This is a genomic window from Roseivivax halotolerans, from assembly GCF_900115815.1.
In the GTDB taxonomy this organism is placed as follows: Bacteria; Pseudomonadota; Alphaproteobacteria; order Rhodobacterales; family Rhodobacteraceae; genus Roseivivax; species Roseivivax halotolerans.
The window spans coordinates 197,629-220,958 of record NZ_FOXV01000003.1 but is presented as its reverse complement, the minus strand read 5'-3'; the positions used below and the strand labels follow the sequence as shown (position 1 = coordinate 220,958).

19 protein-coding genes and 1 pseudogene are annotated in these 23,330 nt (G+C 65.8%); 14 read left to right on the top strand and 6 right to left on the bottom strand.

Going from position 1 to position 23,330, the window contains the following annotated elements; genetic code table 11:
• Window positions 1-18: 18 nt before the first annotated feature.
• The 3 genes from BM171_RS06045 (at window position 19) to BM171_RS06035 (ending at window position 3,954) form a co-directional block, all read left to right on the top strand.
• A complete protein-coding gene (locus BM171_RS06045; RefSeq protein WP_093009935.1) occupies window positions 19-1,917 on the top strand; it encodes a beta-galactosidase in 1,899 nt (632 codons plus the stop codon).
• An 83-nt stretch (window positions 1,918-2,000) separates the two neighbouring features.
• Window positions 2,001-2,777: an SDR family NAD(P)-dependent oxidoreductase gene (locus tag BM171_RS06040; protein ID WP_093009934.1), complete on the top strand. Its 777-nt coding sequence runs from the start codon at window positions 2,001-2,003 to the stop codon at window positions 2,775-2,777.
• 31 nt (window positions 2,778-2,808) lie between these two features.
• Window positions 2,809-3,954 (top strand): NAD(P)/FAD-dependent oxidoreductase, encoded by a 1,146-nt coding sequence (locus tag BM171_RS06035; RefSeq protein WP_093009933.1) that lies wholly within the window; start codon window positions 2,809-2,811, stop codon window positions 3,952-3,954.
• A 4-nt stretch (window positions 3,955-3,958) separates the two neighbouring features.
• Here the strand turns inward: BM171_RS06035 and BM171_RS06030 are convergent, their stop codons facing one another.
• Together BM171_RS06030 and hpt are read right to left on the bottom strand one after the other, a co-directional pair.
• Entirely contained in the window at window positions 3,959-4,138 is a 180-nt protein-coding gene (locus BM171_RS06030; RefSeq protein ID WP_093009932.1) for a hypothetical protein, read from the bottom strand.
• A gap of 4 nt (window positions 4,139-4,142) precedes the next feature.
• A complete protein-coding gene (gene hpt / locus BM171_RS06025) occupies window positions 4,143-4,685 on the bottom strand; it encodes a hypoxanthine phosphoribosyltransferase (RefSeq protein WP_093009931.1) in 543 nt (180 codons plus the stop codon).
• 69 nt (window positions 4,686-4,754) lie between these two features.
• Between hpt and BM171_RS06020 the strand changes: the two genes are divergently transcribed.
• Window positions 4,755-5,198 carry a type II toxin-antitoxin system RatA family toxin gene (locus tag BM171_RS06020; protein WP_093009930.1) on the top strand — a complete coding sequence of 148 codons (444 nt, stop codon included), beginning with the start codon at window positions 4,755-4,757 and terminating at the stop codon, window positions 5,196-5,198.
• Here the strand turns inward: BM171_RS06020 and BM171_RS06015 are convergent.
• From BM171_RS06015 to BM171_RS19160, 3 genes and pseudogenes are all read right to left on the bottom strand, one after another.
• Window positions 5,195-5,668 carry a CinA family protein gene (locus BM171_RS06015; RefSeq protein WP_093009929.1) on the bottom strand — a complete coding sequence of 158 codons (474 nt, stop codon included), beginning with the start codon at window positions 5,666-5,668 and terminating at the stop codon, window positions 5,195-5,197. The genes BM171_RS06020 and BM171_RS06015 overlap by 4 nt on opposite strands.
• Complete coding sequence (locus BM171_RS06010) at window positions 5,665-6,153, bottom strand: phosphatidylglycerophosphatase A family protein (RefSeq protein ID WP_093009928.1); 489 nt, start codon at window positions 6,151-6,153, stop codon at window positions 5,665-5,667. Before BM171_RS06010 ends, BM171_RS06015 begins: the two co-directional genes overlap by 4 nt.
• A pseudogene (locus tag BM171_RS19160) lies at window positions 6,150-7,281 on the bottom strand (bifunctional 2-C-methyl-D-erythritol 4-phosphate cytidylyltransferase/2-C-methyl-D-erythritol 2,4-cyclodiphosphate synthase). The gene BM171_RS06010 and the pseudogene BM171_RS19160 overlap by 4 nt, the downstream one beginning before the upstream one ends.
• Window positions 7,282-7,458: 177 nt before the next feature.
• Here BM171_RS19160 and dusB point away from each other — a divergent pair.
• The 9 genes from dusB (at window position 7,459) to hflX (ending at window position 19,445) form a co-directional block, all read left to right on the top strand.
• Entirely contained in the window at window positions 7,459-8,439 is a 981-nt protein-coding gene (dusB, locus tag BM171_RS06000; RefSeq protein WP_093009927.1) for a tRNA dihydrouridine synthase DusB, read from the top strand.
• A complete protein-coding gene (locus tag BM171_RS05995; protein WP_093009926.1) occupies window positions 8,436-9,521 on the top strand; it encodes a two-component system sensor histidine kinase NtrB in 1,086 nt (361 codons plus the stop codon). Before dusB ends, BM171_RS05995 begins: the two co-directional genes overlap by 4 nt.
• Window positions 9,521-10,891 (top strand): response regulator, encoded by a 1,371-nt coding sequence (locus BM171_RS05990; RefSeq protein ID WP_093009925.1) that lies wholly within the window; start codon window positions 9,521-9,523, stop codon window positions 10,889-10,891. Before BM171_RS05995 ends, BM171_RS05990 begins: the two co-directional genes overlap by 1 nt.
• Window positions 10,892-11,036: 145 nt before the next feature.
• Window positions 11,037-13,265, top strand: coding sequence for a sensor histidine kinase NtrY-like (locus tag BM171_RS05985; RefSeq protein WP_093009924.1), 2,229 nt, complete (start codon window positions 11,037-11,039; stop codon window positions 13,263-13,265).
• 18 nt (window positions 13,266-13,283) lie between these two features.
• Window positions 13,284-14,717 carry a nitrogen assimilation response regulator NtrX gene (gene ntrX / locus BM171_RS05980; RefSeq protein ID WP_093009923.1) on the top strand — a complete coding sequence of 478 codons (1,434 nt, stop codon included), beginning with the start codon at window positions 13,284-13,286 and terminating at the stop codon, window positions 14,715-14,717.
• Between the two features lie 197 nt (window positions 14,718-14,914).
• A complete protein-coding gene (gene trkA / locus BM171_RS05975) occupies window positions 14,915-16,291 on the top strand; it encodes a Trk system potassium transporter TrkA (RefSeq protein WP_093009922.1) in 1,377 nt (458 codons plus the stop codon).
• 8 nt (window positions 16,292-16,299) lie between these two features.
• Window positions 16,300-17,814 (top strand): potassium transporter TrkG, encoded by a 1,515-nt coding sequence (locus BM171_RS05970; protein ID WP_093009921.1) that lies wholly within the window; start codon window positions 16,300-16,302, stop codon window positions 17,812-17,814.
• A gap of 117 nt (window positions 17,815-17,931) precedes the next feature.
• Window positions 17,932-18,174: an RNA chaperone Hfq gene (gene hfq, locus BM171_RS05965; RefSeq protein ID WP_093009920.1), complete on the top strand. Its 243-nt coding sequence runs from the start codon at window positions 17,932-17,934 to the stop codon at window positions 18,172-18,174.
• Window positions 18,171-19,445 (top strand): GTPase HflX, encoded by a 1,275-nt coding sequence (gene hflX / locus BM171_RS05960; RefSeq protein WP_245760195.1) that lies wholly within the window; start codon window positions 18,171-18,173, stop codon window positions 19,443-19,445. The genes hfq and hflX overlap by 4 nt, the downstream gene beginning before the upstream one ends.
• Before the next feature lie 20 nt (window positions 19,446-19,465).
• On the opposite strand, the gene BM171_RS05955 is transcribed toward hflX, so the two are convergent.
• Entirely contained in the window at window positions 19,466-21,931 is a 2,466-nt protein-coding gene (locus BM171_RS05955; protein ID WP_093009918.1) for a penicillin acylase family protein, read from the bottom strand.
• 132 nt (window positions 21,932-22,063) lie between these two features.
• Here BM171_RS05955 and BM171_RS05950 point away from each other — a divergent pair, with 132 nt between their 5' ends.
• Window positions 22,064-22,936 (top strand): NAD(P)-dependent oxidoreductase, encoded by an 873-nt coding sequence (locus tag BM171_RS05950; protein ID WP_093009917.1) that lies wholly within the window; start codon window positions 22,064-22,066, stop codon window positions 22,934-22,936.
• Window positions 22,937-23,330 lie beyond the last annotated feature (394 nt).

The window sequence follows — 23,330 nt, the reverse complement described above, 5'->3', positions numbered from 1 at the left end:
ACCGCTTTGAGAGGCTCCATGCGTCGCACGCTCGGCACTTGCTACTACCCCGAACATTGGCCGCGGGAGATCTGGGAGGAGGACGCCCGCCGCATGGCGGAGGCGGGCCTGACCTGGGTGCGGATCGGCGAGTTCGCCTGGAAACGGATCGAGCCGCAGCCGGGCCAGTTCGACTGGCAGTGGCTCGACGAGGCGATCGACATCTTGGGCGCGGCCGGTCTCAAGGTCGTTCTCGGCACACCCACCGCGACACCGCCGCGCTGGATGCTCTCGAAACATCCCGACATGCTCGCCGTCGATGCAGAGGGACGTCCAAGGCGCTTTGGATCTCGCCGCCATTACTGCTTTTCGCATCAAGGCTCCCTCGAGGAATGCCGCCGCATCGTGACGCGTATGGCAGAGCGCTATGGCCGAAACCCGCATGTTGCCGCTTGGCAGACCGACAACGAATATGGCTGCCACGATACGGTGATCTCCTACTCGGACGCGGCGCGGCAGGCATTTCGAGACTGGCTCGCGCAGCGCTATCAATCGCCGAGCGCGCTGAACCGTGCCTGGGGCAACGTCTTCTGGTCGATGGAGTATGACGCATTCGACGAGATCGATCTGCCGAACCTGACCGTGACCGAACCGAACCCGGCCCATGCGCTCGCGTTCCGGCGGTTCTCGTCCGATCAGGTGGTGGCCTTCAACCGCGCGCAAACCGAAATCATCCGAGCTCATTCGGACGCGCCCATCGCGCATAATTACATGGGCCGCGAGATCGCCTTCGACCATTTCGCCGTCGGCGCGGACCTCGATATCTCAAGCTGGGATTCCTATCCGTTGGGGTTTCTGGAAGACCGTGCAGGCGCTTCGCCAGAGATCCAGCGCCGTTACATGCGCCAGGGCGATCCGGACTTCCAGGCCTTCCACCACGACCTATACCGTGCGGTCGGGCGCGGACGCTGGTGGGTGATGGAGCAGCAACCGGGCCCGGTGAACTGGGCGCCTTACAACCCCGCGCCCTTACCGGGCATGGTGCGCCTCTGGACCTGGGAGGCTTTCGCGCACGGGGCGGAGGCGGTGTGTTATTTCCGCTGGCGGCAGGCGCCCTTCGCGCAAGAACAGATGCATAGCGGTCTTTTGCGGCCCGACAGCGCCGATGCGCCAGCGATGGGCGAGGCGTGCGAGGTGGCGAAAGAGCTGGCTGAGCGACCTGACGTCGCGCCGCGCCAGGCAGAGGTTGCCCTTCTTTTCGACTACGACGCGGCCTGGGCCTGGGACGTGCAACCGCACGGGGCAGGGCTTTCGTATTTCGGGCTGGTCCTCGATCATTACCGGGCGCTGCGCCGGGCGGGGCTATCGGTCGATATCGTCGCTTCCCAAAGCGCTTTGGACGGCTACCGCCTGATCCTCGCGCCGGGCCTCATGCACATGCCCGAGGATCTCAAAGCACGGCTTGCGGCAAGCGGCGCCGAACTCCTGATCGGTCCCCGCAGCGCCGCGCGCGATGGCGAATTCTCCATCCCCATTCCCCTGCCGCCCGCTTTTCCCGGTCTCGATGTAACGGTCAGCCGGGTAGAGAGCCTGCGGCCCGACATGCCGGTCTTGCTGAACGGTGGCGGTCGGATCGTCGGGTATCTCGAAGAGCTCGAAGGCAGTGCCGAACCGGTTCTTCAGACCGAGAATGGCCAGATCGTCGCGCAGCGCGCAGGTTCCATCACGTATATGGGCGGCTTGGGCGATGATGCCGCGCTTGACCGGCTCATTGCGGATCTCGCCCCGCGCGCCGGGATCGACACGCGCGTTTTGCCCGAAGGCGTCCGTATCCGTGAGACGGGGGCGGAGAGATTCTGGTTCAACCACAATGCCACCGATGTCGCGACCGAGATCGGCACGCTGCCTCCTGCGGGCGTCCACATCGAAGCGCTTTGAGGCATGCCCAAATCGCTTTGAGACGCCTTGCGTCCGGCGCCCGTGCTGTCACACTCCGTCCCGAACTCGAGAAGGAGCAGGACATGCGTCAGACAGATCGCGCCGTTATCGTCACAGGGGCCGCGCAAGGCCTCGGCCTTGCCTGCGCCGAGCGCTTCATCGCCGATGGCGACCGGGTCATGCTGGTCGATATCAAGGAAGAGGCCTTGCTTGCAGCGGCGGACCGGCTCGGCGATCGGGCCGTCGCGCATGTGGTCGATCTTGCCAGCCTGAACGCCGACAGCGCGGCGGCTATCGTTGCCAGCTGCGTCGAGGCGTTCGGGCGCTGCGATGTGCTCATCAACAACGCGGGCATGATCGTTCAAGCCGATTTCGTCGACTTCCCGGAAGACGGTTTCGACAAAACGCTTGCGGTGAACCTCAAGGCGCCCTTCCTGCTGGGTCAGGCCGTCGCGCGGCAGATGATCGACCAGGGCGACGGCGGGGCCATCGTCAACATGTCCTCGGTCAATGCCGAGCTCGCGATCCCGAACACCGTCGCCTATGCCTGCTCCAAGGGCGGGATGAAGCAGCTGACCGCGGTCATGGCCGTGGGCCTCATTCCACACGGCATCCGCGTCAATGCGATCGGTCCCGGCACGATCCTGACAGACATGGTGCGCCAGTCGGTCATGCAATCGGACGCGGCGCGGCAGACCATCCTGTCGCGCACGCCCGCGGGCCGCTGCGGGGAGCCCTCCGAGGTCGCCTCGGTCGCCGCGTTCCTTTGCGGGCCGGATGCGTCCTACGTCGTCGGGCAGACGATCTACCCGGACGGTGGGCGCATGGTGCTGAATTATACGGTGCCTGTCCCGGAATGACCTTGGCCGGCCCCATATCCAAAGCGCTTTGATGCCAGAGCGTGTGGTCATCCTGGGCGGGGCGGCCATGGGCAGCATGGTCGCCCGGTTTCTCGTGGAGCAGGGCTTTCCCGGCGAGATCACGGTGGTCGAACGAGATCCGAGCTATGAGCGGGCCTCCACGGCGCTGTCCGCCGCCGGGATCCGCACGCAGTTCGACACGCCGCTCCTCGTGGAGATGTCGCTTTACGGCGCGGACTACCTGCGCGGTATAGGATCAGAGATGGCCTTGCGCGAGCAGGGATATCTCGTTCTGTCGGATGCGGCAGGGATGGAGACGCGCACGCGGCTGGCGGACATGCAAAACGCGTCTGGCGCGAATGTCGCGGTGCTGGACCGCTCGGACCTCTCAAAGCGCTTTGAATTGCTGAACGCCGACGATCTCGCCGGCGGTACGATCGGGCTCAGCGGTGAAGGATGGTTCGACCCCTGGGCCATGTTGAGCGAGGCGCGGGCCCGTGCGCGAGAGGGCGGCGTGTCCTACCTGCGCGGCGAGGCGCGGAGCATCGAGGGGCGGGACGGAGCGGTCACGGGTGTTGCCTTGGCTGACGGCACGCGGCTGCCCTGCGATTGGTGCGTTCTGGCTGCGGGTGCCCTATCCGCGCCCCTGGTTGCCGATCTCGGGGTCGCGCTGCCCGTCGCTCACAAGAAGCGCACGGGCTTTGCGTTCCGCGCCCCTCTGAGGAACGAGGGGATGCCGCTCGTCTTCGATATCTCGGGTTTCTGGCTCCGTCCCGAAGGCCAGGGGTTCATCGCGGGTATCCAGCCGCCGCCCGAACGGGACACTCATGCGCCGGACGATTTCGAGCCGGACCACGATCTTTTTCTCGAAGCGCTTTGGCCGCATATCGCCCACCGCATTCCGGCGATGGAAAAGCTGCGGCTCGACCGGGCCTGGGCGGGGCATTACGAGATGAACACGCTCGATCAGAACGCGATCATCGGCCCGCATGACGTGTTCCCGAACCTCCTGTTCTGCACGGGGTTTTCGGGTCACGGCGTTCAACACGCACCGGCCGCCGGGCGCGGGATCGCCGAATGGATCCAGTGCGGCGGCTATCGCAGTCTCGACCTTGCGCCTCTTGGATGGGAGCGGATACGCGAGAACCGGCCGCTGCATGAAGGCATGGTCTACTAGAGGGTCAATCGGCGACCCTGGCGGGCGGCGCGTAGCGGCCCGCGGTCAGCGCGTCGGGCCAGCCGATCCACCGCTCCACCGAATAGAGTGCGAAGCAGGCGGCGAGAATGCCCAGCATGATCTTGACCTGCGCCGCGCTCTTCGGCCTCTGCGCCCAAAGGCGCATCCGCATCAGGAATCGCACGGGCCTAGCCTTCGACGAACCGCACCTTGCCAATATGGCCGAGGTTGCGGTCGCGTTGCGCGTAGTCGATGCCGTAGCCGACCACGAATTCGTCCGGGATCTCGAAACCGATCCAATCGGCCTTGACCTCGACTTCGCGCCGCGAGGGTTTGTCGAGAAGCGCGATCGTGCGGAGCTTGCGCGGATTGCGGCTTTCGAGAAGCTTGATGACGTGGCTGAGCGTGTAGCCGGTGTCGACGATGTCCTCCACGACAAGCACGTCGCGACCTTCAATTCCGGTCCGCAAGTCCTTGAGAATGCGTACTTCTCGACTGCTCTCCATCGAGTTTCCGTAAGACGAGACCTCAAGGAAGTCGACCTCGACGGGAAGGGATAGCTCGCGCGCGAGATCCGCGATGAACACGAAGGAGCCGCGTAAGAGGCCCACCACCACGAGCTTGTCGGTGCCCGCGAAATCGCGCTCGATCTCGTGCGCCAGCGCTTCGATCCGCGCAGCAATCGCTTTCGCGGAGATCATTTCGTCGATGACGTATGAGGTCTGGGACATCTCATTCCCTTGATTTTGCCGGGCCTCTATACGACATGAGAGGCCATTGTCACTACCGGAGCGAGGCGCATGCCAAAGCATTCCGAAACCAAGACGTTGCCATACGGCGCGGACGAGATGTATGCGCTCGTGGCCGATGTCGAGTCCTATCCTGAATTCCTGCCGTGGTGTGCTGCCGCGCGCATCCGCTCTACCGAGGAGCAGGGCGACAAGACGGTGATGCTGGCCGACCTCGTCATCAGCTTCAAAGTGTTTCGCGAGCGCTTCGGCAGCCGCGTCACGCTTTGGCCGGATGAGAAGAAGATCGACACCGAATATCTCGACGGCCCGTTCCGCTACATGGAAAGTCGCTGGGAATTCAAGGATGTGGACGGCGGATGTGAAGTCAGCTTCTTCGTGGATTTCGAGTTCAAGAACCGAATCCTGCAAGGGGCTGCCGGTATGTTCTTCTACGAGGCGATGCAGCGGATCGTGCGCGCCTTCGAGCGACGGGCCGCGGCCCTCTACGGCTAGCCTTCAAGCGCCGCGATCAGGAGGGCCAGCGCGTGCTCCGCGCTCGCCCGGCGCACCTGTTCGCGGCCAAGCGCGCCGAACTCGACGGTTTCCGTGGCAACTCCGCGGTCGCTTGCCAGACCGAAACAGACCCGCCCTTCCGGTTTCGTTTCCGATCCGCCGGGCCCTGCGATCCCTGTGACCGACACGGCGAGTGTCACACCGGCACGATCCAAAGCGCCTTGGGCCATCTCCCGCGCCACCTCTTCGGAGACGGCTCCATGCGCGACAAGCGTGGCGTCCGACACGCCCAGCATCTGTGTTTTTGCAGCGTTGGAGTAGGTAACGAAGCCTCGGTCGAACACCGCGGAGGATCCGGCGATGTCCGTGAGCGCTGCCGCGATCATGCCGCCCGTGCAGCTTTCCGCCGTGGCGATGGTCGCGCCTTTCGCCTTCGCCAGGCGCAACACTTCCTGTGCTGCAGGCCTCATAGGAACACCGCGTGCCAGAGCGCGCCGAGCGCGAAGGTCGAGATCGCCGCAAAGGCTCCCGCGACGCAATCGTCGAGCATGACGCCCGTCGGCGTTTCCATCCGGTCGGCGCGGCCGACGAACCACGGCTTCCAGATGTCGAAGAGCCGGAAGAAGAGGAAGGCCGCGATCCAGCCGGGCCAGAGTGCCAACACGTCCGAGCCTGTGAAGTACGCCCCGTAACCCACTGGAAGAAGGGCGATCCACTGCCCCGCCACTTCGTCGATGACGATCTCGGACGGGTCGTGCTGGCCGCGTTTCACCGTCTCGCGCCCGATCGCCCAGACCCCCAGGACCGCGACCATCGCGATCGCAACGAGCGTCAGGACAAAGCCGCCCATCTGGTAGAGGAGCCAGTAAAGCGGCAGCGCCGCGAGCGAGCCCCAGGTGCCGGGCGCCGGGCGCAGATACCCGACGCCGAACAGGGTGACGATCATCCCGGTCATGCCGACACCAGCGCTGCGGTAGCGATGGCCGCGATGCCTTCTTCACGACCGGTGAAGCCCAGCCGTTCGGAGGTCGTGGCCTTGATCGAGATGCGGGATGCGTCAAGGGTCATGAGTTCGGACATTCTTTCTTTCATTTCAGAAGCATGTGGCCCGATCTTGGGGCGCTCGCAGATCAGCGTCAAATCGATGTTCGAGATCTCGAACCCGCGTGATCGAACCAGTTTCACCGCGTGGTCCAGAAATATCTCGCTGGCCGCGCCTTTCCATTGCGGATCGGAGGGCTGGAAATGTTGCCCGATATCCCCCTCGGCCAAGGCACCATACAGCGCATCCGTCACCGCATGCATCCCGACATCGGCATCGGAGTGGCCGTCAAGCGCTTGAGAATGCGGTATTTTCACGCCGCAGAGGATGACATGGTCGCCGTCCCGAAAGCGGTGGACGTCGAAGCCATTACCGAGGCGGATGTCCATTCTGTCTCTCCAATATGGCGCGGGCGCGATCGAAATCCTCCGGCCCGGTGATTTTCAGATTGTCTTCCGAACCCGCGACGATGGCGACATTCATGCCGGCGCGGCGCGCGACCTCCACATCGTCCGCGGCCTCGGTATCGTGGGCGCGGTGCGCGGCGAGGATCGCCTTGAGGCGAAAGCCCTGCGGCGTCTGTGCCCGGAACAGCCCGTCGCGCGCCGTGGTTCCCGTGACGATTCCGTCCGCCCCGGTCCAGAGCGCGTCGGTGACGGCGAGCGCCGGAGCGGCAGCTTCGGAGTTTTCAAGCGCAGCCAACACGTTGCCGATCACATCTAAAGACACGCAGGGCCGTGCGACATCGTGGATAAGCACGTCTCTGACGCCGCTCTCCGCCGCCGCTTCCAGCCCGGCCCGGACCGATGCCGCTCGGTTCTCTCCACCGGTCACGAGCTGCACGTCGATGCCTTGGGTGGCGTCAGACGCAACCTGTCGGTCCGTGTCGTTAATCACGAGGATCACCAAATGGGCATCGGCGAACCGCTCCAGCGTCCATCGCGCGACCGGCTTGCCAGCGATCTCGCGCCATTGCTTCGGCACACCGCCCCCGGCGCGGGTGCCGCGACCGGCGGCGACGATGATTGCGGCGTAGGACATCCGGCGTTTCTCCCTGCGCGATATCCTTATGAGAGCGTCCAGTCTTCCGCAACTCGCCAGACGGTGCCTAAAAAACAGGCGGTCGCCCGGTTTTTTGGCGCGGACGCAGCAAGGGCCGTTGAATGACACGCGATGCGAGAGTAGCCCAAACCTGTAGATGACCAGCGGGCGAATATTTTGCGACTCGGCGACAGAGACCTCGACACTCCGGTTTTGCTGGCCCCCTTGGCCGGGATCACGGACCTGCCGTTCCGAAATCTCGTCTCGGGGTTCGGCGCGGGCCTCGTCGTGAGTGAAATGATCGCGAGCCAGGAACTCGTGCAGGGCAAATGGGCCACGCGCGAGAAAGCGGAGCTTGGCTTCGGGCTCGCGAATATATCGGTTCAGCTTGCGGGCCGGGATCCGTACTGGATGGCGGAGGCTGCGCGTTTCGTCGAGGCGTCAGGCGCGCAGATCGTCGACATCAACATGGGCTGCCCGGCCAAGAAGGTCGTCGGCGGCTATTCGGGGTCCGCGCTTCTGCGCGATCTCGATCACGCGATGCGTCTGATCGAGGCGGTGGCAGGGGCGGTCTCGATCCCGGTCACGCTGAAGACGCGGCTCGGCTGGGACGCGCGCAGCTTGAACGCCGCCGATCTGGCGCGCCGTGCCGAAGGTGCGGGCATTCGCATGATCGTCATCCACGGCCGCACGCGCTGCCAGTTCTACAAAGGCGCAGCCGATTGGTCCGCGATCCGCGCCGTGAAGGAGGCCGTCTCCATTCCCGTCATCGCCAATGGCGACATCACCGGGACGGCGCCCGCGCGTCGGGCGCTTGCGGCTTCGGGCGGCGACGGCGTGATGATCGGACGCGGCGCGCAGGGGCGTCCCTGGCTTCTGGCCGAGGTGGCGGCGGGTCTTGCCGGTCGCTCGCTCCCGGACGTGCCGAGTGGGTGCGCGTTTTCCGACATGGTGTCAGGGCATTACGAGGCGATGCTCGACTTCTATGGCAGCGATCTGGGGCTGCGCGTCGCGCGCAAGCATCTGGGATGGTATATGGATGTCGCGGGCACGCCGGGCCCGCTCCGCCGCGAGATCCTGACCGCGCAATCGCCCGCCGCCGTTCTTTCGCAGCTGCCTGCGGCTTTGTCCGAGACCGAGGAGAGCCGCGCCGCATGAACACCGCGCTCGCCCTTTCGATCTGGTCTTCGCTGCCGGTTCCGGCGCTCCTGATCGATGCGTCGGACAATATCGCCGACATGAATCCCGCCGCCGAAGGCTTCATGAACAATTCGGCGAAATGGATCGTCGGTCAGCCGATCTGGGACAGGCTCGCCGTGGATGCCCCGATAGAGGAGAGCTTCCTGCGGGCCCGGGAAAACGGCACGCCGCTCTTCGTCAACGACGTCGATGTCGGGACGGGCTCGCGTCCGCCGCTTGTCTGCTCGCTGCATATCGCGCCGCTTGCGGGAACGCCCGGATGGATGATCGTTCTGATCTCGCCGCGCGAACTGGCCGGACGGATCACGCAAAGCCATTCGGTGAAATCCGCCGCGAAATCCGCCATCGGCATGGCCGAGATGCTGGCGCACGAGATCAAGAACCCGCTCGCGGGCATCGCGGGGGCGGCGCAGCTCTTGTCGATGGGCCTCGAGAAGGACGATCTCGAGCTCACGGACCTCATCGTCAGCGAGACGCGCCGCATCGTGAAGCTGCTCGAGCAGGTGGAGCAATTCGGCAACCTCTCGCGGCCTGAAAAGCGCGCGGTCAATGTCCATGACGTGCTCGACCGGGCGCGGCGGTCGGCGCTGCTCGGTTTCGGCGGCCACATGAACATGATCGAGGATTACGATCCGTCGCTGCCGCTGGCCTGGGGCGATCCCGACCAGCTTCTGCAAGTGGTCCTCAACCTTCTCAAGAACGCCTCCGAAGCGGCCGATCCCAAGGACGGCGGGCGCATCCGCCTTCGCACCTTCTACGAGCACAGCTTCCGGTTGCGCCGCGCGGACGGCTCGGGGCAGCTGCTGCCGCTCCAGATCGAGGTCGTGGATGACGGGCCGGGCCTGCCGGACGACATCAAGGGCGACATTTTCGATCCCTTCGTCTCGGGCAAGGAAAACGGCACGGGGCTCGGTCTCGCGCTCGTCTCGAAGATCATTTCCGACCATGACGGCTGGATTTCCGTGGAAAGCGTGCCGGGGCGCACGCTCTTCCGCATCTCGTTGCCGCTGGCACCAAAAGACGCGAAGGAGGGTGAGTGATGGATGGAACGGTCCTGGTCGCCGATGACGACCGCACGATCCGCACGGTTCTGACCCAGGCGCTGACGCGCGCGGGCTGCAAGGTTCATGCGACCTCGTCGCTGACGACCCTCATGCGCTGGGTCGGCGAGGGCAAGGGCGACGTGGTGATCTCGGACGTGGTCATGCCGGACGGCAACGGCCTCGAGATGCTGCCCAAGATCAGCCAGGACCGGCCAGACCTGCCGGTCATCGTGATCTCGGCGCAGAACACGATCATGACGGCGATCCAGGCGGCGGAGGCCGAAGCCTACGACTACCTGCCCAAACCCTTCGATCTGCCGGATCTCATGAAGCGCACGGCCAAGGCGCTCGAGAACCGCAACCGCGCACCGCGCCGCGATGAGGCCATAGAGCATGCGGACGGGCCCGATGAGCTGCCGCTCGTCGGCAAGACCGCCGCGATGCAGGCACTCTATCGGCTCGTGGCGAAGGTGATGAACACCGATCTGCCGGTCCTGATCTCGGGCGAGAGCGGCACCGGCAAGAGCCTGATCGCGCGGGCGATTCACGACTTCTCCGACCGCCGCACGCTGCCCTTTGTCTCGGTCACCGGCGCGGATTTGTCCGATCTCGAAGGTCCGGCGCGGGTGCTGGCGCGGGTCCGGGGCGGCACGCTCCTGATCGACGAGGTCGGCGATCTCGATGCCGAGGTGCAGGCGCGCCTCGTGCGGATGATGGATGCGCCGGGCGATCACGCGCCGCGCTTCATGGCCACCAGCCAGAACGATCTCGGGCAGGACGTGGAGGAGGGCACGATGCGCCGCGATCTCTTCTACCGGCTGTCGGGCGCGACGATCCACGTGCCTTCCTTGCGTGAACGCGTCGACGATATCGGCCTTCTCGCGGAGCATTTCCTTGCCCGGATCGAGCGCGAGGGCGGCCCGCATCGCTGGCTGTCGACCGAGGCGGCGGAGCTCTTCCGCAGCTATTCCTGGCCGGGCAATGTGCGCCAGCTTGAAAATACCGCGCGGCGTCTGAGCCTGACGTCGAGGACAGAGGAAATCACCCGCGCCGAGGTCGAGGCGGTGCTCGGCAACCAGCCCGAGACCGGTCCGATCATGCGGGGCGGGGAGGGCGAGAAGCTCGGCACCTCCGTTCATAGGCACCTGCGGCGCTATTTCGACCTGCATGGCAACATGCTGCCCCCGCCGGGGCTTTATACCCGCATCATCCGCGAGGTCGAAGCCCCGCTTCTCGAAATCGCGCTCGAAGCGACGGGCGGCAATCAGGCGAAATGTGCCGACCTTCTGGGAATCAACAGAAATACGCTTCGGAAAAAGATTACGGATCTCGATATTCGCGTGACACGACGCCGCAAATTGATGTAAAACCGCAACAGAACCGTGGCGGCGATGCCTTAGGCACCGCATAGACCACAATATATGGCGGTCGGCCGCGCAAAGCGGCCTCATATCACGAGGGGCGGCTGTGGCCACTCGGGCACGTAACTGGAGCTGGGCGCGCATCGCACAGATGCGGCGTCTCAGGCGCGTACAGAATGCGGCGACGCTGGGGCTCGTGGCGCTTGGCCCGGTCCTGGCGCTTTGCACCTATCTCGTTCTCGGCCCGATGCAGGGCGACGGCTCCGACCTGTCGCTGCGCCTCGTGCTGCTGGCCGATCTTGTCTACGTCCTCCTGATCGCCGCGCTGGTCCTGAGCCGGGTTGCGGGCCTCGTTGCCGCGCGGCGCGCGAAATCCGCAGGCAGCCGGCTGCACCTGCGCCTGACCGGCGTTTTCGCGCTTATGGCGCTCCTGCCGACGATCACCGTCGCCGTCTTCGCGGTGCTCACCATCAATATCGGCCTCGAAACGTGGTTCTCGACGCGTGTGCAGAACGTCGTCGGTGCCTCGCTCTCCGCCGCCGAGGCCTACGAGGAAGAGCATCGCGGCGATCTCATCGAGGACGCGCAGGCACTCGGGCGCTTTCTCGATGCCAACCGCCGCGCGCAGCCCTTCATGGACGAGGGCGAGTTGCGCCAGCTCCTTGGCTCGGGCCAGGCGCAGATCCAGCGCGGGCTTCGCGAGGCCTACGTGATCGACGGGCAGGGCGAAATCCGGGCCCGCGGCGAACGCTCTTACCTTTTCGACTACGAGGAGCCGGACGCCGCCGATCTCAGCCAGGCACGCAACAGCGGCGTCGCGGTGATCGCCGATTGGGACAATAACGAGTTTCGCGCTCTTGTGCCGCTTGCCGCCTTCGTCGATCGCTTTCTCTATGTCAGCCGCGAGGTGGATGGCGGCATCCTGAATCTTCTCGATGACACGCAGGAAACCGCGCGCTTCTATCAGCAGCAGGAAAGCGAGCGGGGCAGGCGGGTCTTCGACTTCGCGCTGCTCTATCTCGGCTTCGCGCTCCTTCTGATCCTCGCCGCGACATGGGCGGGGCTGTGGTTCGCCGAACGTCTGTCGCGGCCCGTGGGCCAGCTCGCCGGGGCGGCGCAACGCGTCGGGGCGGGCGATCTCGACGTGCAGGTTCGCGAAGAGGAGGCCGATGACGAGATCGCCATGCTCGGCCGCTACTTCAACCAGATGACCCGGCAGCTCAAAGGTCAGCGCGAGCGGCTTCTGGAGAATACCCGCCAGATCGAGCGCCGGCAGCGGCTCTTCGATTCCGTTCTCTCGAATGTGACCTCGGGCGTTGCGGGCCTCGATGCCGAGGGGCGGATGACCTTCGTGAACCGCTCGGCCGAGCGTCTTCTGGGCTTCGAGCATGACCGATCGCGCCATCCCATCCACGTCGCCGTGCCCGAATTCGGCCCGCTCTTCGACCGGCTGATCGAGACGGGCAACGAGGTGGTGCAGGAAGAGGTCAAGGTCAGCCGCGACGGGCGGCTCGAGCATCTGCTCGTGCGGATGTCCACGCGCCGCCGCGAGGATGGCAGCCTCGAGGGCTACGTGGTGGCCTTCGACGACGTCACCGACCTCGTCTCGGCGCAGCGGATGGCCGCGTGGGGCGACGTGGCCCGGCGGATCGCGCACGAGATCAAGAACCCGCTGACACCGATCCAGCTTTCCGCTGAGCGCATCAAGCGCAAGTTCTCCCGCGGCCTGCCGCCCGAGGAGGCCGAGCGGCTGAACCAGATGACCGATGTCATAACACGCCAGACCTCGGACCTGCGGCGCATCGTCGACGAGTTCTCCAAGTTCGCCCGGATGCCCGAGCCCGAGCGCAAGCCCGAGGATCTGACCGATCTTTTGCGCGGCGCGGTGCTGTTGCAGGAAGCCGGCCAGCCCGACGTGCGCTTCACGCTCGATCTGCCCGCGCGCCCACTCGCCGCCGAACTTGACGCGACGATGATCAGCCAGGCGCTGACGAACCTGATAAAGAATGCAGGAGAGGCGATCGAAAGCCGCCGCGAGACGGGCCTCATGCCGGACGGCGAGGCCGCCGAGATCCGCGTGGCGCTCCGCATGGCCGAGGAGGAGCGTGCCGAGATCACGATCGCCGATAACGGGATCGGTCTGCCCGAAGACCGCGCGCGGCTTTTCGAGCCATACGTTACGACCCGCGAGAAGGGCACCGGCCTCGGCCTGCCCATCGTGAAGAAGATCATCGAGGAGCACGGCGGAACGCTGTCTCTCGACGACGCGCCGGCCTTTGGAGCCGAAGCGCACAGGGGGGCGATGGCGGTGATCCGCCTTCCCGCCTCCGAGGTGCCACAGGCCGAAGGGCCGGGCGAGCGAGCAGAAGAAACGGTATGATAAAAGGGTATGACTGAGATGGGCGATATTCTGATCGTGGACGACGAGCGCGATATTCGCGAGCTGATCGGAGACATCCTGGAGGACGAGGGCTTCTCGATCCGTCTTGCGGGCAATTCGAGCGAAGCCATGGCCGAGATCAACGGCGAGCCTCCCTCGCTCATCATCCTCGACATCTGGCTGAAAGACAGCAAGATGGATGGGATCGACATCCTCAAGACCGTCAAACGCGACAATCCCGACATCCCCGTCGTCATCATCTCGGGCCACGGCAATATCGAGATCGCCGTCGCGGCGATCAAGCAGGGCGCCTACGATTTTATCGAGAAGCCCTTCAATATCGACCAGCTTCTCGTGGTCATCCGCCGCGGCATGGAAACCGCGCGCCTGCGCCGCGAGAACCACAAGCTCAAGCGCCGCGAGACCGAGATCGCCGAGATGATCGGCGAAAGCGCCGCCTTCAAGGGGCTCGTCGGTCAGCTCGACAAGGTGACGAAATCGAACGGGCGCGTGATGCTCACCGGGCCCGCAGGCTGCGGCAAGGAAGTGGCCGCGCGCTACATTCACGCCCATTCGGGCCGCGCCCAGGGCCCGTTCGTGACCGTGAACTGCGCCGGCGTGACGCCCGAGACGATGGAAGAGGTGCTGTTCGGCCGCGAGACGCCGGACCGGGGCGTCGAGCCGGGGCTTCTCGAACAGGGCCATGGCGGCATCGTCTATTTCGACGAGGTGGCGGACATGCCCCTCGGCACCCAGTCCAAGATCCTGCGCGTCCTGGTCGATGAACAATTCACCCGCGTCGGCGGCCAGGACAAGGTGCGCGTCGATCTGCGCGTGATCTCCTCGACCAACCGCGACCTCGAGGCGGAGATCGCCGCGGGCCGGTTCCGTCAGGAGCTGTATCACCGCCTGAACGTGGTGCCGATCGCAGTGCCCTCGCTCGAGGACCGCCGGGAGGACATCCCGGACCTTGCCCACCACTTCATCGCGCAATGCAACGCGACGCAGGGCCTGCCGCGCCGCGATCTTGCCGGCGATGCGGTCGCGCTTCTGCAGACGATGGTCTGGCCGGGCAATGTGCGCCAGCTCAAGAACCTGATCGAACGCGTCCTGATCCTCGGGGATGGCAGCGGACCGATCGAAGCGCATGAGCTGCCGCAGGAAAGCGCGCCGGGCGGCGATGCCGAGGGCCGCGTCGTCCTCGCCGGCACGCTGGCGACGATGCCGCTCCGCGAGGCGCGCGAAGCTTTCGAGCGCGAATACCTGCTGACCCAGATCAACCGCTTCGGCGGCAACATCTCCCGCACCGCGAATTTCGTCGGGATGGAGCGCTCTGCGCTGCACCGCAAGCTCAAGTCGCTCGGTGTCGTGACCTCCGCCAAGGGCGGCGCGCGCATCGCCCATATGGACGAGGACGAGGCAGAGCCGGAACCCGCCCGGCAGACCGCGTGACGCATGAATGTCACGCGGCGTCCCGGTCTTTGGGTTGGCAAAAATACCGGCGGGGGTGAATTCGGGGCGGCATGCCCCGAAGAGGGGGCGGCACGCCCCCTCCGCCGCCTCCCGTCTTCAGGCCGCCGGGCTCGATTGACCGACCCGCGCCCCCGTGTCAGACCGGGGGCCAAGCACAGTTTCTTTCAGGATGCCCCATGAAGGTCATCATATGCGGCGCCGGCCAGGTCGGCTGGCAGATCGCCCGCCACCTCTCGGGTGAGCGCAACGACGTCACCGTCGTCGACAACAACCCCGACCTGGTGCGCCGCGCCACCGATACGCTCGATGTGCAGGGCATTGCGGGCTTCGCTTCCTATCCGGACGTGCTCGACCGGGCCGGGGCGCGGGATGCGGAGATGATCATCGCCGCGACCCATTCGGACGAGGTCAACATGGTCACCTGCCAGGTGGCCCATTCGATCTTCTCGATCCCGCGCAAGATCGCGCGTCTCCGGGCGCAGAGCTATCTCGACGCGATCTATTCCGACCTCTACCGCCGCGACCACCTGCCCATCGACGTTGTGATCTCGCCCGAGCGCGAGGTTGCGGATGCCGCGCTTCAGCGTCTCGGTGCGCCCTCGGCCTTCGACACCGAGACCTTCCTCGACGAGCGGGCGCGGCTTTTCGGTCTGACGATCGAAGAGGATTGCGCCGTGGTGAACACGCCGCTGCGCCAGCTGACGGATCTCTTCTCGACGCTTCGCGCGGTTGTCGTCGGTGTCCGCCGGGACGGCACGCTCTTCGCGCCCGAACCCGAGGACCAGATCTTCATCGGGGACAGCGTCTATGTGATGGTCCACCGCGATGACGTCACGCGCACGCTCGAGGTCTTCGGCAAATCCCAGCGCAAGCAGGAGCGCGTCGTCCTGATCGGCGGCGGCAATGTCGGCCTCATGGTCGCCCGCGCCCTCGAGGAGCGCACCGACCGCATCCGCGCCAAGGTCATCGAAAAGGACCGCCGCGCTGCCGAACGCGCCGCCGAAGAGCTCGAGAAGACCATCGTCCTTTATGGCGACGGGCTCGACACCTCGCTTCTCTCGGAGGCCAATATCGACCGGGCCGATGCGGTCCTGTGCGTCACCGACGATGACAAGACGAACATGCTCGCGGCCGTGCGCGCCAAGGCCGAGGGCTGTCCGATGGCCATCGCGCTCATCAACGACCCGACGCTGACCGCGATGATGGAGCCGCTCGGCATCGACGCCTATATCAATCCGCGCGCGACGACCGTCTCCTCGATCCTGCGGCATATCCGGCATGGACGGGTGCGCGCGGTCTATTCCATCGGCGATGCGGAGGCCGAGGTGATCGAGGCCGAAGTGCTTTCGACCTCGCCGATCGCGGGCAGCCGCATCCGGGACATCGATTTCCCCGAAGGCGTGCTCGTCGCCGCGCTGCGGAAGGGCGATGACGTGGTCAAGCTGCGCGGCAGCACCCGCGTCGAGGAAGGCGACCAGATCGTGATCTTCGCGCTGTCGAAGGACGTGCCCGCGGTGGAGACACTGCTGCAGGTCTCCATCGACTTTTTCTGACGGGCGGCATGGCGCGGCTTCTCTCTCTTCCGCTGTTCCTCTTGATCGCGGCTGTCGGTGCGGTCGCGATGTTCGCGCCTGCGGCTCTGGCCTTGCTGGAAGGCGATTTTCACGACGCACGCGCGTTTTTCTATGCCGGGCTCATGTCGCTTATCGTGATCACGCTGATCGCGGTCGCGCAATCCGCCCGCGAGCATAATCGCAGCGCCTTGCGCCAGCTTCTGTCGCTGCTTCTCGTTTTCACGGTCCTGCCCGCGCTTCTTGCGGTGCCATTCCACGAGGCGGTGCGGACGACGAGTTTCATCAACGCCTACGTGGAGATGGTCTCGGCGCTGACCACGACCGGGCTCTCGCTTTTCACGCCGGAGCGTCTGTCCTCGGCCGAGCATCTCTGGCGGGCCGAGGTCGGCTGGCTGGGCGGGCTGCTGATGTGGATCGCCGCCGCCGCGATCCTCGCGCCCCTCACCCTGGGCGGCTTCGAGGTGACCGCCGTGTCGGAACCGGGCCAGTCGACCGCGCCGGGCGCCGCGCACCGGGATCGCGCCGATCCGCGGCAGCGCCTCGCGCGCGCGATCCACGCGCTGGTGCCAACCTATGTGGGTCTTACGCTGGCCCTGTGGCTGGGATTGCTGGCGGCAGGTGATCCGCCGCTCGTCGCGATCTGCCACGCCATGTCGACGCTCGCGACCTCCGCGATCTCTCCGGTGGGCGGGCTGTCCGGCGCATCGTCGGGCCATGCGGGCGAGGCCCTGATCTTCCTGTTTCTTTTGTTCGCACTCTCGCGCCTGACCTTCTCCAACGACACCTCGGCAGCCCGGCGGCAGGGCCTCTGGTACGATCCCGAGTTCCGCATGGGGATCCTGATCGTCGCCGCGGTGCCGACGATCCTGTTCTTCCGTCACTGGGCCGCGTCCTTCGACATGAGCGCGGAAGAGAATATCCCGATGGCGCTCGCCGCACTCTGGGGCGCGACCTTCACGACCTTGTCCTTCCTGACGACGACCGGGTTCGAAAGCATGGACTGGGCCCGCTCGCAGGGCTGGTCGGGGCTGGAGACGCCCGGGCTCATCCTCATGGGGCTGGCCTTGATCGGCGGCGGCGTGGCGACGACCGCGGGCGGGGTGAAGCTCTTGCGCGTCTTCATCCTCTACCTCAACGGCCGGCGTGAGCTCGAGCGCCTCATCCACCCGCATTCGGTGGGCCGCTCTGGGCTGCTGTCGCGCCGGGTCCGCCGGGAAGGGGCGCTCATCGCATGGGTGTTCTTCATGATCTTCGCGCTGACCATTGCCGCGATGGTGATGGTCTTCTCCGCGCTCGGGCTGCGTTTCGAGGGGGCCTACGTGCTGACGCTCGCCGCGCTCACCAATACCGGGCCGATCGTGTCTCTGGCGACCGAGATGCCGATCCAGCTCGCGCAATACGGGGCAGGGATCAAGGCGGCGCTTGCCGCTGCGATGATCCTCGGCCGGCTTGAAGTTCTCGCGATCATTGTTCTGGTGACCCCCGATCTCTGGCGCGATTGACCGCGCCCGACCGCTGTGTTCTCAGATTCCCTCTGGAAAGTCGCAGGCCAGCATACCATACTCTTTTGAAACGAGGGCGTGCCGGGCCCCGGCACTGACAAGAACAAAGGCTTTTGAATGGCTTCCGATAAGCAGAATCTTCAGGACGCATTTCTCAATCACGTCCGCAAGACCAAGGTCCCGGTGACCGTTTTTCTCATCAATGGCGTCAAATTGCAGGGCGTGATTACCTGGTTCGACAATTTTTGCGTGCTTTTGCGCCGCGACGGACAGTCGCAGCTTGTCTACAAGCATGCGATCTCCACGATCATGCCGGCCCAGCCGATCAACCTCTATGACGGGGACGGCTCGGAATCTTGACGCCCGACCAGACCCGCACCACCCGCGCCTGGGTGCTGCACCCCGACATCAAGTCCGACCGCGACCGCCGCAATGCGGAAATCGCGCTCGATGAGGCGGTCGCGCTCGCCGAGGCGCTGCCGGGCCTCGTCGTGGCTGGCGCGACCGTGGTGCCACTGCGCGAGCCGCAGCCCGGAGAGCTGTTCGGCAAGGGCAAGATCGCCGAGATCGCCGAGAGCCTCGAAGGCAGCGATATCGAGCTCGTGCTGATCGATGGCCCGCTGACCCCGGTGCAGCAGCGCAATCTCGAGAAGGCGTGGAAGGTCAAGATCCTCGATCGGACCGGCATCATCCTCGAGATCTTCTCTGACCGCGCCGCGACCCGCGAGGGCGTCTTGCAGGTCGAGATGGCGCATCTGTCCTACCAGCGCACGCGCCTTGTCCGGGCCTGGACCCACCTCGAACGTCAGCGGGGCGGGCTCGGCTTCGTCGGCGGCCCCGGCGAGACCCAGATCGAGGCCGACCGCCGCGCCATCGACGAGCAGCTCGTGCGCCTGCGCCGGCAGCTCGAAAAGGTCGTGAAGACCCGCACGCTGCACCGCGCCGCGCGCGCAAAGGTGCCATATCCCATCGTCGCGCTCGTGGGCTACACGAACGCGGGAAAGTCGACGCTGTTCAACCGGCTCACCGGGGCCGAGGTGATGGCCAAGGACATGCTCTTCGCCACGCTCGACCCGACAATGCGCGGCGTGAAGCTTGCCAACGGGCTCGACGTGATCCTGTCGGATACGGTGGGCTTCATCTCGGATCTGCCGACGGAACTGGTCGCCGCCTTCCGTGCCACGCTCGAAGAGGTGTTGGAAGCCGATCTCATCCTGCATGTCCGCGACATCGCGCATCCCAATTCCGAGGAGCAGGCCGCCGACGTGCGCGCGATCATGGCCTCGCTCGGCGTGGACGAGACCGTTCCGCAACTCGAGCTTTGGAATAAGGTCGACCAGCTCGATGACGAGGCCCGCGCCGGTTTCGCCGAACGTGCCGCACGCGAGCCTGACATCTTCACCCTGTCCGCCTGGACCGGCGAGGGGATGGAGCCGATACTCGACGCGATCGCGGACCGGCTCGAAGGCGAGATGCGGATCGAGGAGCTGCGCCTGCCCTTTGCCGAAGGCCGCAAGCGCGCCTGGCTTTTCGAAAAAGGGCTGGTCGAGGCCGAGGTGCAGGACGCGGACGGCTATCTCCTGACCGTTCGCTGGTCCGCTCGCGACGCGGCACGCTTCGAAAAGGTGTAGGGGCGCGCCGCCGCACCCCGTCACTCCGTCGGAACAAGCTCCGTGATCCCGACCGCCGCTGCCCGCGCAAGTTCGGGGTCGAGCGACATCGGGATGTATTCGCCCCGCCGCCAGAGCTGGCCGAGATCGTCGTAATGGCGCGACAGGAAATGCCCTGACTGACCCGTGGCGATGATGAAGACCGACGAGTCGGGATCGGCGAAATCGTAGACGCCGCGATAGCCTGCCGCGTGGACATTCTGGAACGGGTTGGTCTCGTCGCCGCTTGTCGCGCCGCGCTGCAGGGTGAAGTCCCCGCCGCTGGTCGATTGGCGGATGTTCACGAAATAGCGCAGCACCGGCACCTCGCCGAGCACGGAATGCTCGTGCACCGCCTCATGGGCCGTGCCCCAGCGCAGGGAGGCGAGGGTGGTCCCGTAGGTCTCCTCGATCCAAACGAGCGCATCGTCGAGGGCGAGCCGCGCAATGTCGGTGCAGCTCTCCTCGGCGGCGGAGCGGACGATGTCGCACCAGGCCGACGCGCCGTCGACGTCGCGGAAGACCCGCTCGATGAAGAGGGGCTCGACCCGGTCGTAAGTGTCGGCAAGCGGGCCGAGGTCGTCCCGGATCAACCGGTCCTGCAACGCGCGCAGCCAGGCGGCATAGATCACCGGCTCCGGCAGGTGCTCGTTCATCTCCCCGTTCCACTCGGACAGAAGGTCGAGCGCGACGCGGCGTCGGCGCTCGGGCGTGCCCTCGGGCGCGGCCTCGCCGGTGAACCACAGATCCGCGCCGATGAGCGGCAGAAGCGTGCGCGCCGCCTCGGACACGGTGTCGAGCTGAAACTCGATGAAGCTGTCGCGGGTATGGACCTCGCGGCCTTGCATGAGCGCGCGCCAGCGCCGGACCCTCTGGCTGTCGCCCCATTCGAAGCTGACATGATCGGGGAAGGGGCGGTCGATAACCTTGTTGTTGGTGTTCCCGACGATGCCCCCCGCAGGCTCCGTGAATTCAGGGTTGTCCCTGTAGGGCAGGGTGCCCTGCCAGCGATTGGCCTCGATCCAGCCCGGTGCGGGCAGGCGGCCCTGGCTCTGATGGTTCGCATCACGCGCGGGCATCCGGCCCAGTAGCTTCATCGCGACGCCGTCTTCATCGGCGAGCGTCAGCATCTGCGACGGGGCGACGTAACTCTCTCCCGCCTCGAGCGCCTCGTCGACGTCGCCCGCATGCATGATGCCCATCGCCGCGCTCATCGTCGTGTCCTCGGGCGAGAGCGCGGTCCAGGACAGCGACATCACGTGGCCCGGCGGCGTGATCGTGCCGAGATCGAACTGCGTGCCGGGCAGGACGGGGCCGTTCTCCGTCCAGCGCAGGGTGACGGTGACGGGAGGCGCGTCCTTGATCTCGATGATCGAGCGGCGCGTCTCGAAGCGCCGCCATCCGTCGACGCCGCGATATTGCTCGGAATTGTCGGGGTTCAGCTCTTCGAGATGCAGGTCCTGATCGTCGAGATAGGAGGAGGTCAGCCCCCAGCCCAGCGTCTCGGACCGGCCGACCATGATCGCGGGAATACCCGGGATCGTCCCGCCGATCACACCGCCCGAGGAGAGCTCCATCCGCGCGAGATACCAGATCGACGGAGCGGTCAGCCCAAGATGCGGATCGTTCGCGAGAAGCGTGCCTTCGGAGGTCGCGCGCGTCGCATCCGCCGCCCAGGCGTTCGAGGCGCCCGCAAGGCCGCGCTTGGGTGCCGGCCAGAGCGCGCCCTCCGCTTGCGGCTGCGCCTCGGCAAAGCGCGGCAGACCGGGGGCGAGGCTGGCATATTCCGGCAAAGCCGCAACGCCGCTGCCGGGAATATCGGGCAGAATATCGGCAAGCCGTTCCTCGTCGTCGAGCGCGAGCGAGGTCCGCGCGCGCAGAACCTCTTCTTGCAGGTGCCCGGCCAGTTGCAGTGCCAACACCTTGACCAGCGCCACGGAATCCGCCGGCTGCCACGGCGCGAGTTCGGCGCCGAAGACGAAGAATTCCGGCGCGCCGCGCCCAAGGCTGCCCTGGTTGATCTCGTCGATGCGCGCGTTCACCCCCGCCGAATAGGCCCTGAGCGCCGCTTGCGTGCGTGTGTCCTGCGCGGCGACACTCTGCCGTGCGAGGTTATAAAGATCGAGCCGGCGCAAGAGCTTGTCCGTCTCCACCGTGCGCGTGCCGAACATCTCGGACAGGCGGCCCTGCGCGGTTCGGCGGAGCAGCGTCATCTGCCAGAGCCGGTCCTGCGCATGGGCATAGCCGAGGCCGAAGAACGCGTCCTCGTCGGTCTCGGCCATGATGTGCGGAATGCTGGAATTGTCGCGCACGATCTCGAACGGCTGGCTCAGCCCCGCGACCTCGACGCGCTTGTCGTAATCGGGCAGGGACCGGGAGCCGAGGTAATAGACCACGACCACGGCCAGGACGCCCGCCAGAATGGCGAAGCTCACCAGCCGGACAAGCCAACGGAACAGCAGTCGCATCACACCTCCAGAGACAGCGCGCAGGGGCTGGCGCGCGTGGCTTTCGGGACTAAACCCAATGTCACCGGTTGCCAAGTGCGACCCCGGGGCGTCACTACTGAACCCCGGATAATGTGAAGAAAGGGACGGATCATGGCGAAATGCGCGTTTCTGGGGCTTGGCGTGATGGGCTACCCGATGGCGGGGCACCTTCAGGCGAAAGGGCATGACGTCACGGTCTACAACCGCACCTTCTCGAAGGCCGAGGCCTGGGCGTCCGAACATGGCGGCGCGGCCCGCAAGACGCCGCGCGAGGCCGCCGAGGGGGCGGAGTTCGTGATGGCCTGCGTCGGAAATGACGACGATCTGCGAAGCGTGTGCCTTGGCGAGGATGGCGCATTCGCGGGCATGGCGAAGGGCGCGATCTTCGTCGATCACACCACGGTGTCGGCCGAGGTGACCGCCGAGCTTTACGCCGCCGCGAAGGATGCCGGCATTTCCTTCGTCGACGCGCCGATCTCGGGCGGGCAGGCGGGGGCCGAGAATGGCCAGCTGTCGATCATGTGCGGCGGCGACGAGGACGCCTATGCCAAGGCCGAGCCGGTGATGGAGATCTACGCCAAGCTCTGCCGCCGCATCGGCGAGAGCGGCGCGGGGCAAATGACCAAGATGTGCAACCAGATCGCCATCGCGGGCCTCGTGCAGGGCCTGTCCGAGGCGCTGCACTTCGCCGACAAGGCCGGGCTGGACGGACGTGCCGTGGTCGAGGTCATCAGCCAGGGCGCTGCGGGCTCGTGGCAGATGGCGAACCGCTACGAGACGATGCTCGACGATCACTTCGATCATGGCTTCGCCGTGGACTGGATGCGAAAGGATCTCGGCATCTGCCTCAAGACCGCGAACGAGAACGGCGCATCCTTGCCGGTCACGGCGCTTGTGGACCAATTCTACAAGGACGTGCAGAAGATGGGGGGCGGTCGCTGGGATACGTCCAGCCTTTTCAAACGCTTGAAGGCGTCCGGCTAAAGACCGGGCATCGCCGCCCGGCACGCCGCCGAGCGCGACATTGCCCATTGTGTTTTCCCGAACTCCCGGCGTAAGGTGACCAGACCGCCGGAGCAGTATCGCTCCGGCCCCGAATTCGCTGAACGGGCAGGTGCTCTCCGGGGGAAGACCCGCGGATCACCGCCCCGACAGACCGATGCGGCCCAAGGGCCATCCCACCCCGTCCGACCTTCAAGGCACCGGACATTCGTTGACGCGGAACGCGCGGATCAGGGCCGAGGCCCGCCCCGCCGCAGCCGCGTTGGAGACCAAATGCGATGACGCGCGCAGGATTGCACAGGCAGACGGAAGAGGACCGCAAGGTCTCCGCCGCTGGCCGACATCCTCGTGTCTCGCACAGCATAGAAACACGGGA

Excerpts from the sequence above, each read along its gene's own strand:
- hfq (WP_093009920.1), top strand. The coding sequence starts at position 17,932 with ATGGCTTCCGATAAGCAGAATCTTCAGGACGCATTTCTCAATCACGTC.
- trkA (WP_093009922.1), top strand. The coding sequence starts at position 14,915 with ATGAAGGTCATCATATGCGGCGCCGGCCAGGTCGGCTGGCAGATCGCC.
- BM171_RS06035 (WP_093009933.1), top strand. The coding sequence starts at position 2,809 with ATGCCAGAGCGTGTGGTCATCCTGGGCGGGGCGGCCATGGGCAGCATG.
- ntrX (WP_093009923.1), top strand. The coding sequence starts at position 13,284 with ATGGGCGATATTCTGATCGTGGACGACGAGCGCGATATTCGCGAGCTG.
- BM171_RS06020 (WP_093009930.1), top strand. The coding sequence starts at position 4,755 with ATGCCAAAGCATTCCGAAACCAAGACGTTGCCATACGGCGCGGACGAG.
- BM171_RS05950 (WP_093009917.1), top strand. The coding sequence starts at position 22,064 with ATGGCGAAATGCGCGTTTCTGGGGCTTGGCGTGATGGGCTACCCGATG.
- BM171_RS06015 (WP_093009929.1), bottom strand. The coding sequence starts at position 5,668 with ATGAGGCCTGCAGCACAGGAAGTGTTGCGCCTGGCGAAGGCGAAAGGC.
- BM171_RS05955 (WP_093009918.1), bottom strand. The coding sequence starts at position 21,931 with ATGCGACTGCTGTTCCGTTGGCTTGTCCGGCTGGTGAGCTTCGCCATT.
- BM171_RS05985 (WP_093009924.1), top strand. The coding sequence starts at position 11,037 with ATGCGGCGTCTCAGGCGCGTACAGAATGCGGCGACGCTGGGGCTCGTG.
- BM171_RS05995 (WP_093009926.1), top strand. The coding sequence starts at position 8,436 with ATGAACACCGCGCTCGCCCTTTCGATCTGGTCTTCGCTGCCGGTTCCG.
- BM171_RS05990 (WP_093009925.1), top strand. The coding sequence starts at position 9,521 with ATGGATGGAACGGTCCTGGTCGCCGATGACGACCGCACGATCCGCACG.
- hpt (WP_093009931.1), bottom strand. The coding sequence starts at position 4,685 with ATGTCCCAGACCTCATACGTCATCGACGAAATGATCTCCGCGAAAGCG.
- BM171_RS06045 (WP_093009935.1), top strand. The coding sequence starts at position 19 with ATGCGTCGCACGCTCGGCACTTGCTACTACCCCGAACATTGGCCGCGG.
- BM171_RS06040 (WP_093009934.1), top strand. The coding sequence starts at position 2,001 with ATGCGTCAGACAGATCGCGCCGTTATCGTCACAGGGGCCGCGCAAGGC.
- BM171_RS05970 (WP_093009921.1), top strand. The coding sequence starts at position 16,300 with ATGGCGCGGCTTCTCTCTCTTCCGCTGTTCCTCTTGATCGCGGCTGTC.
- BM171_RS06010 (WP_093009928.1), bottom strand. The coding sequence starts at position 6,153 with ATGACCGGGATGATCGTCACCCTGTTCGGCGTCGGGTATCTGCGCCCG.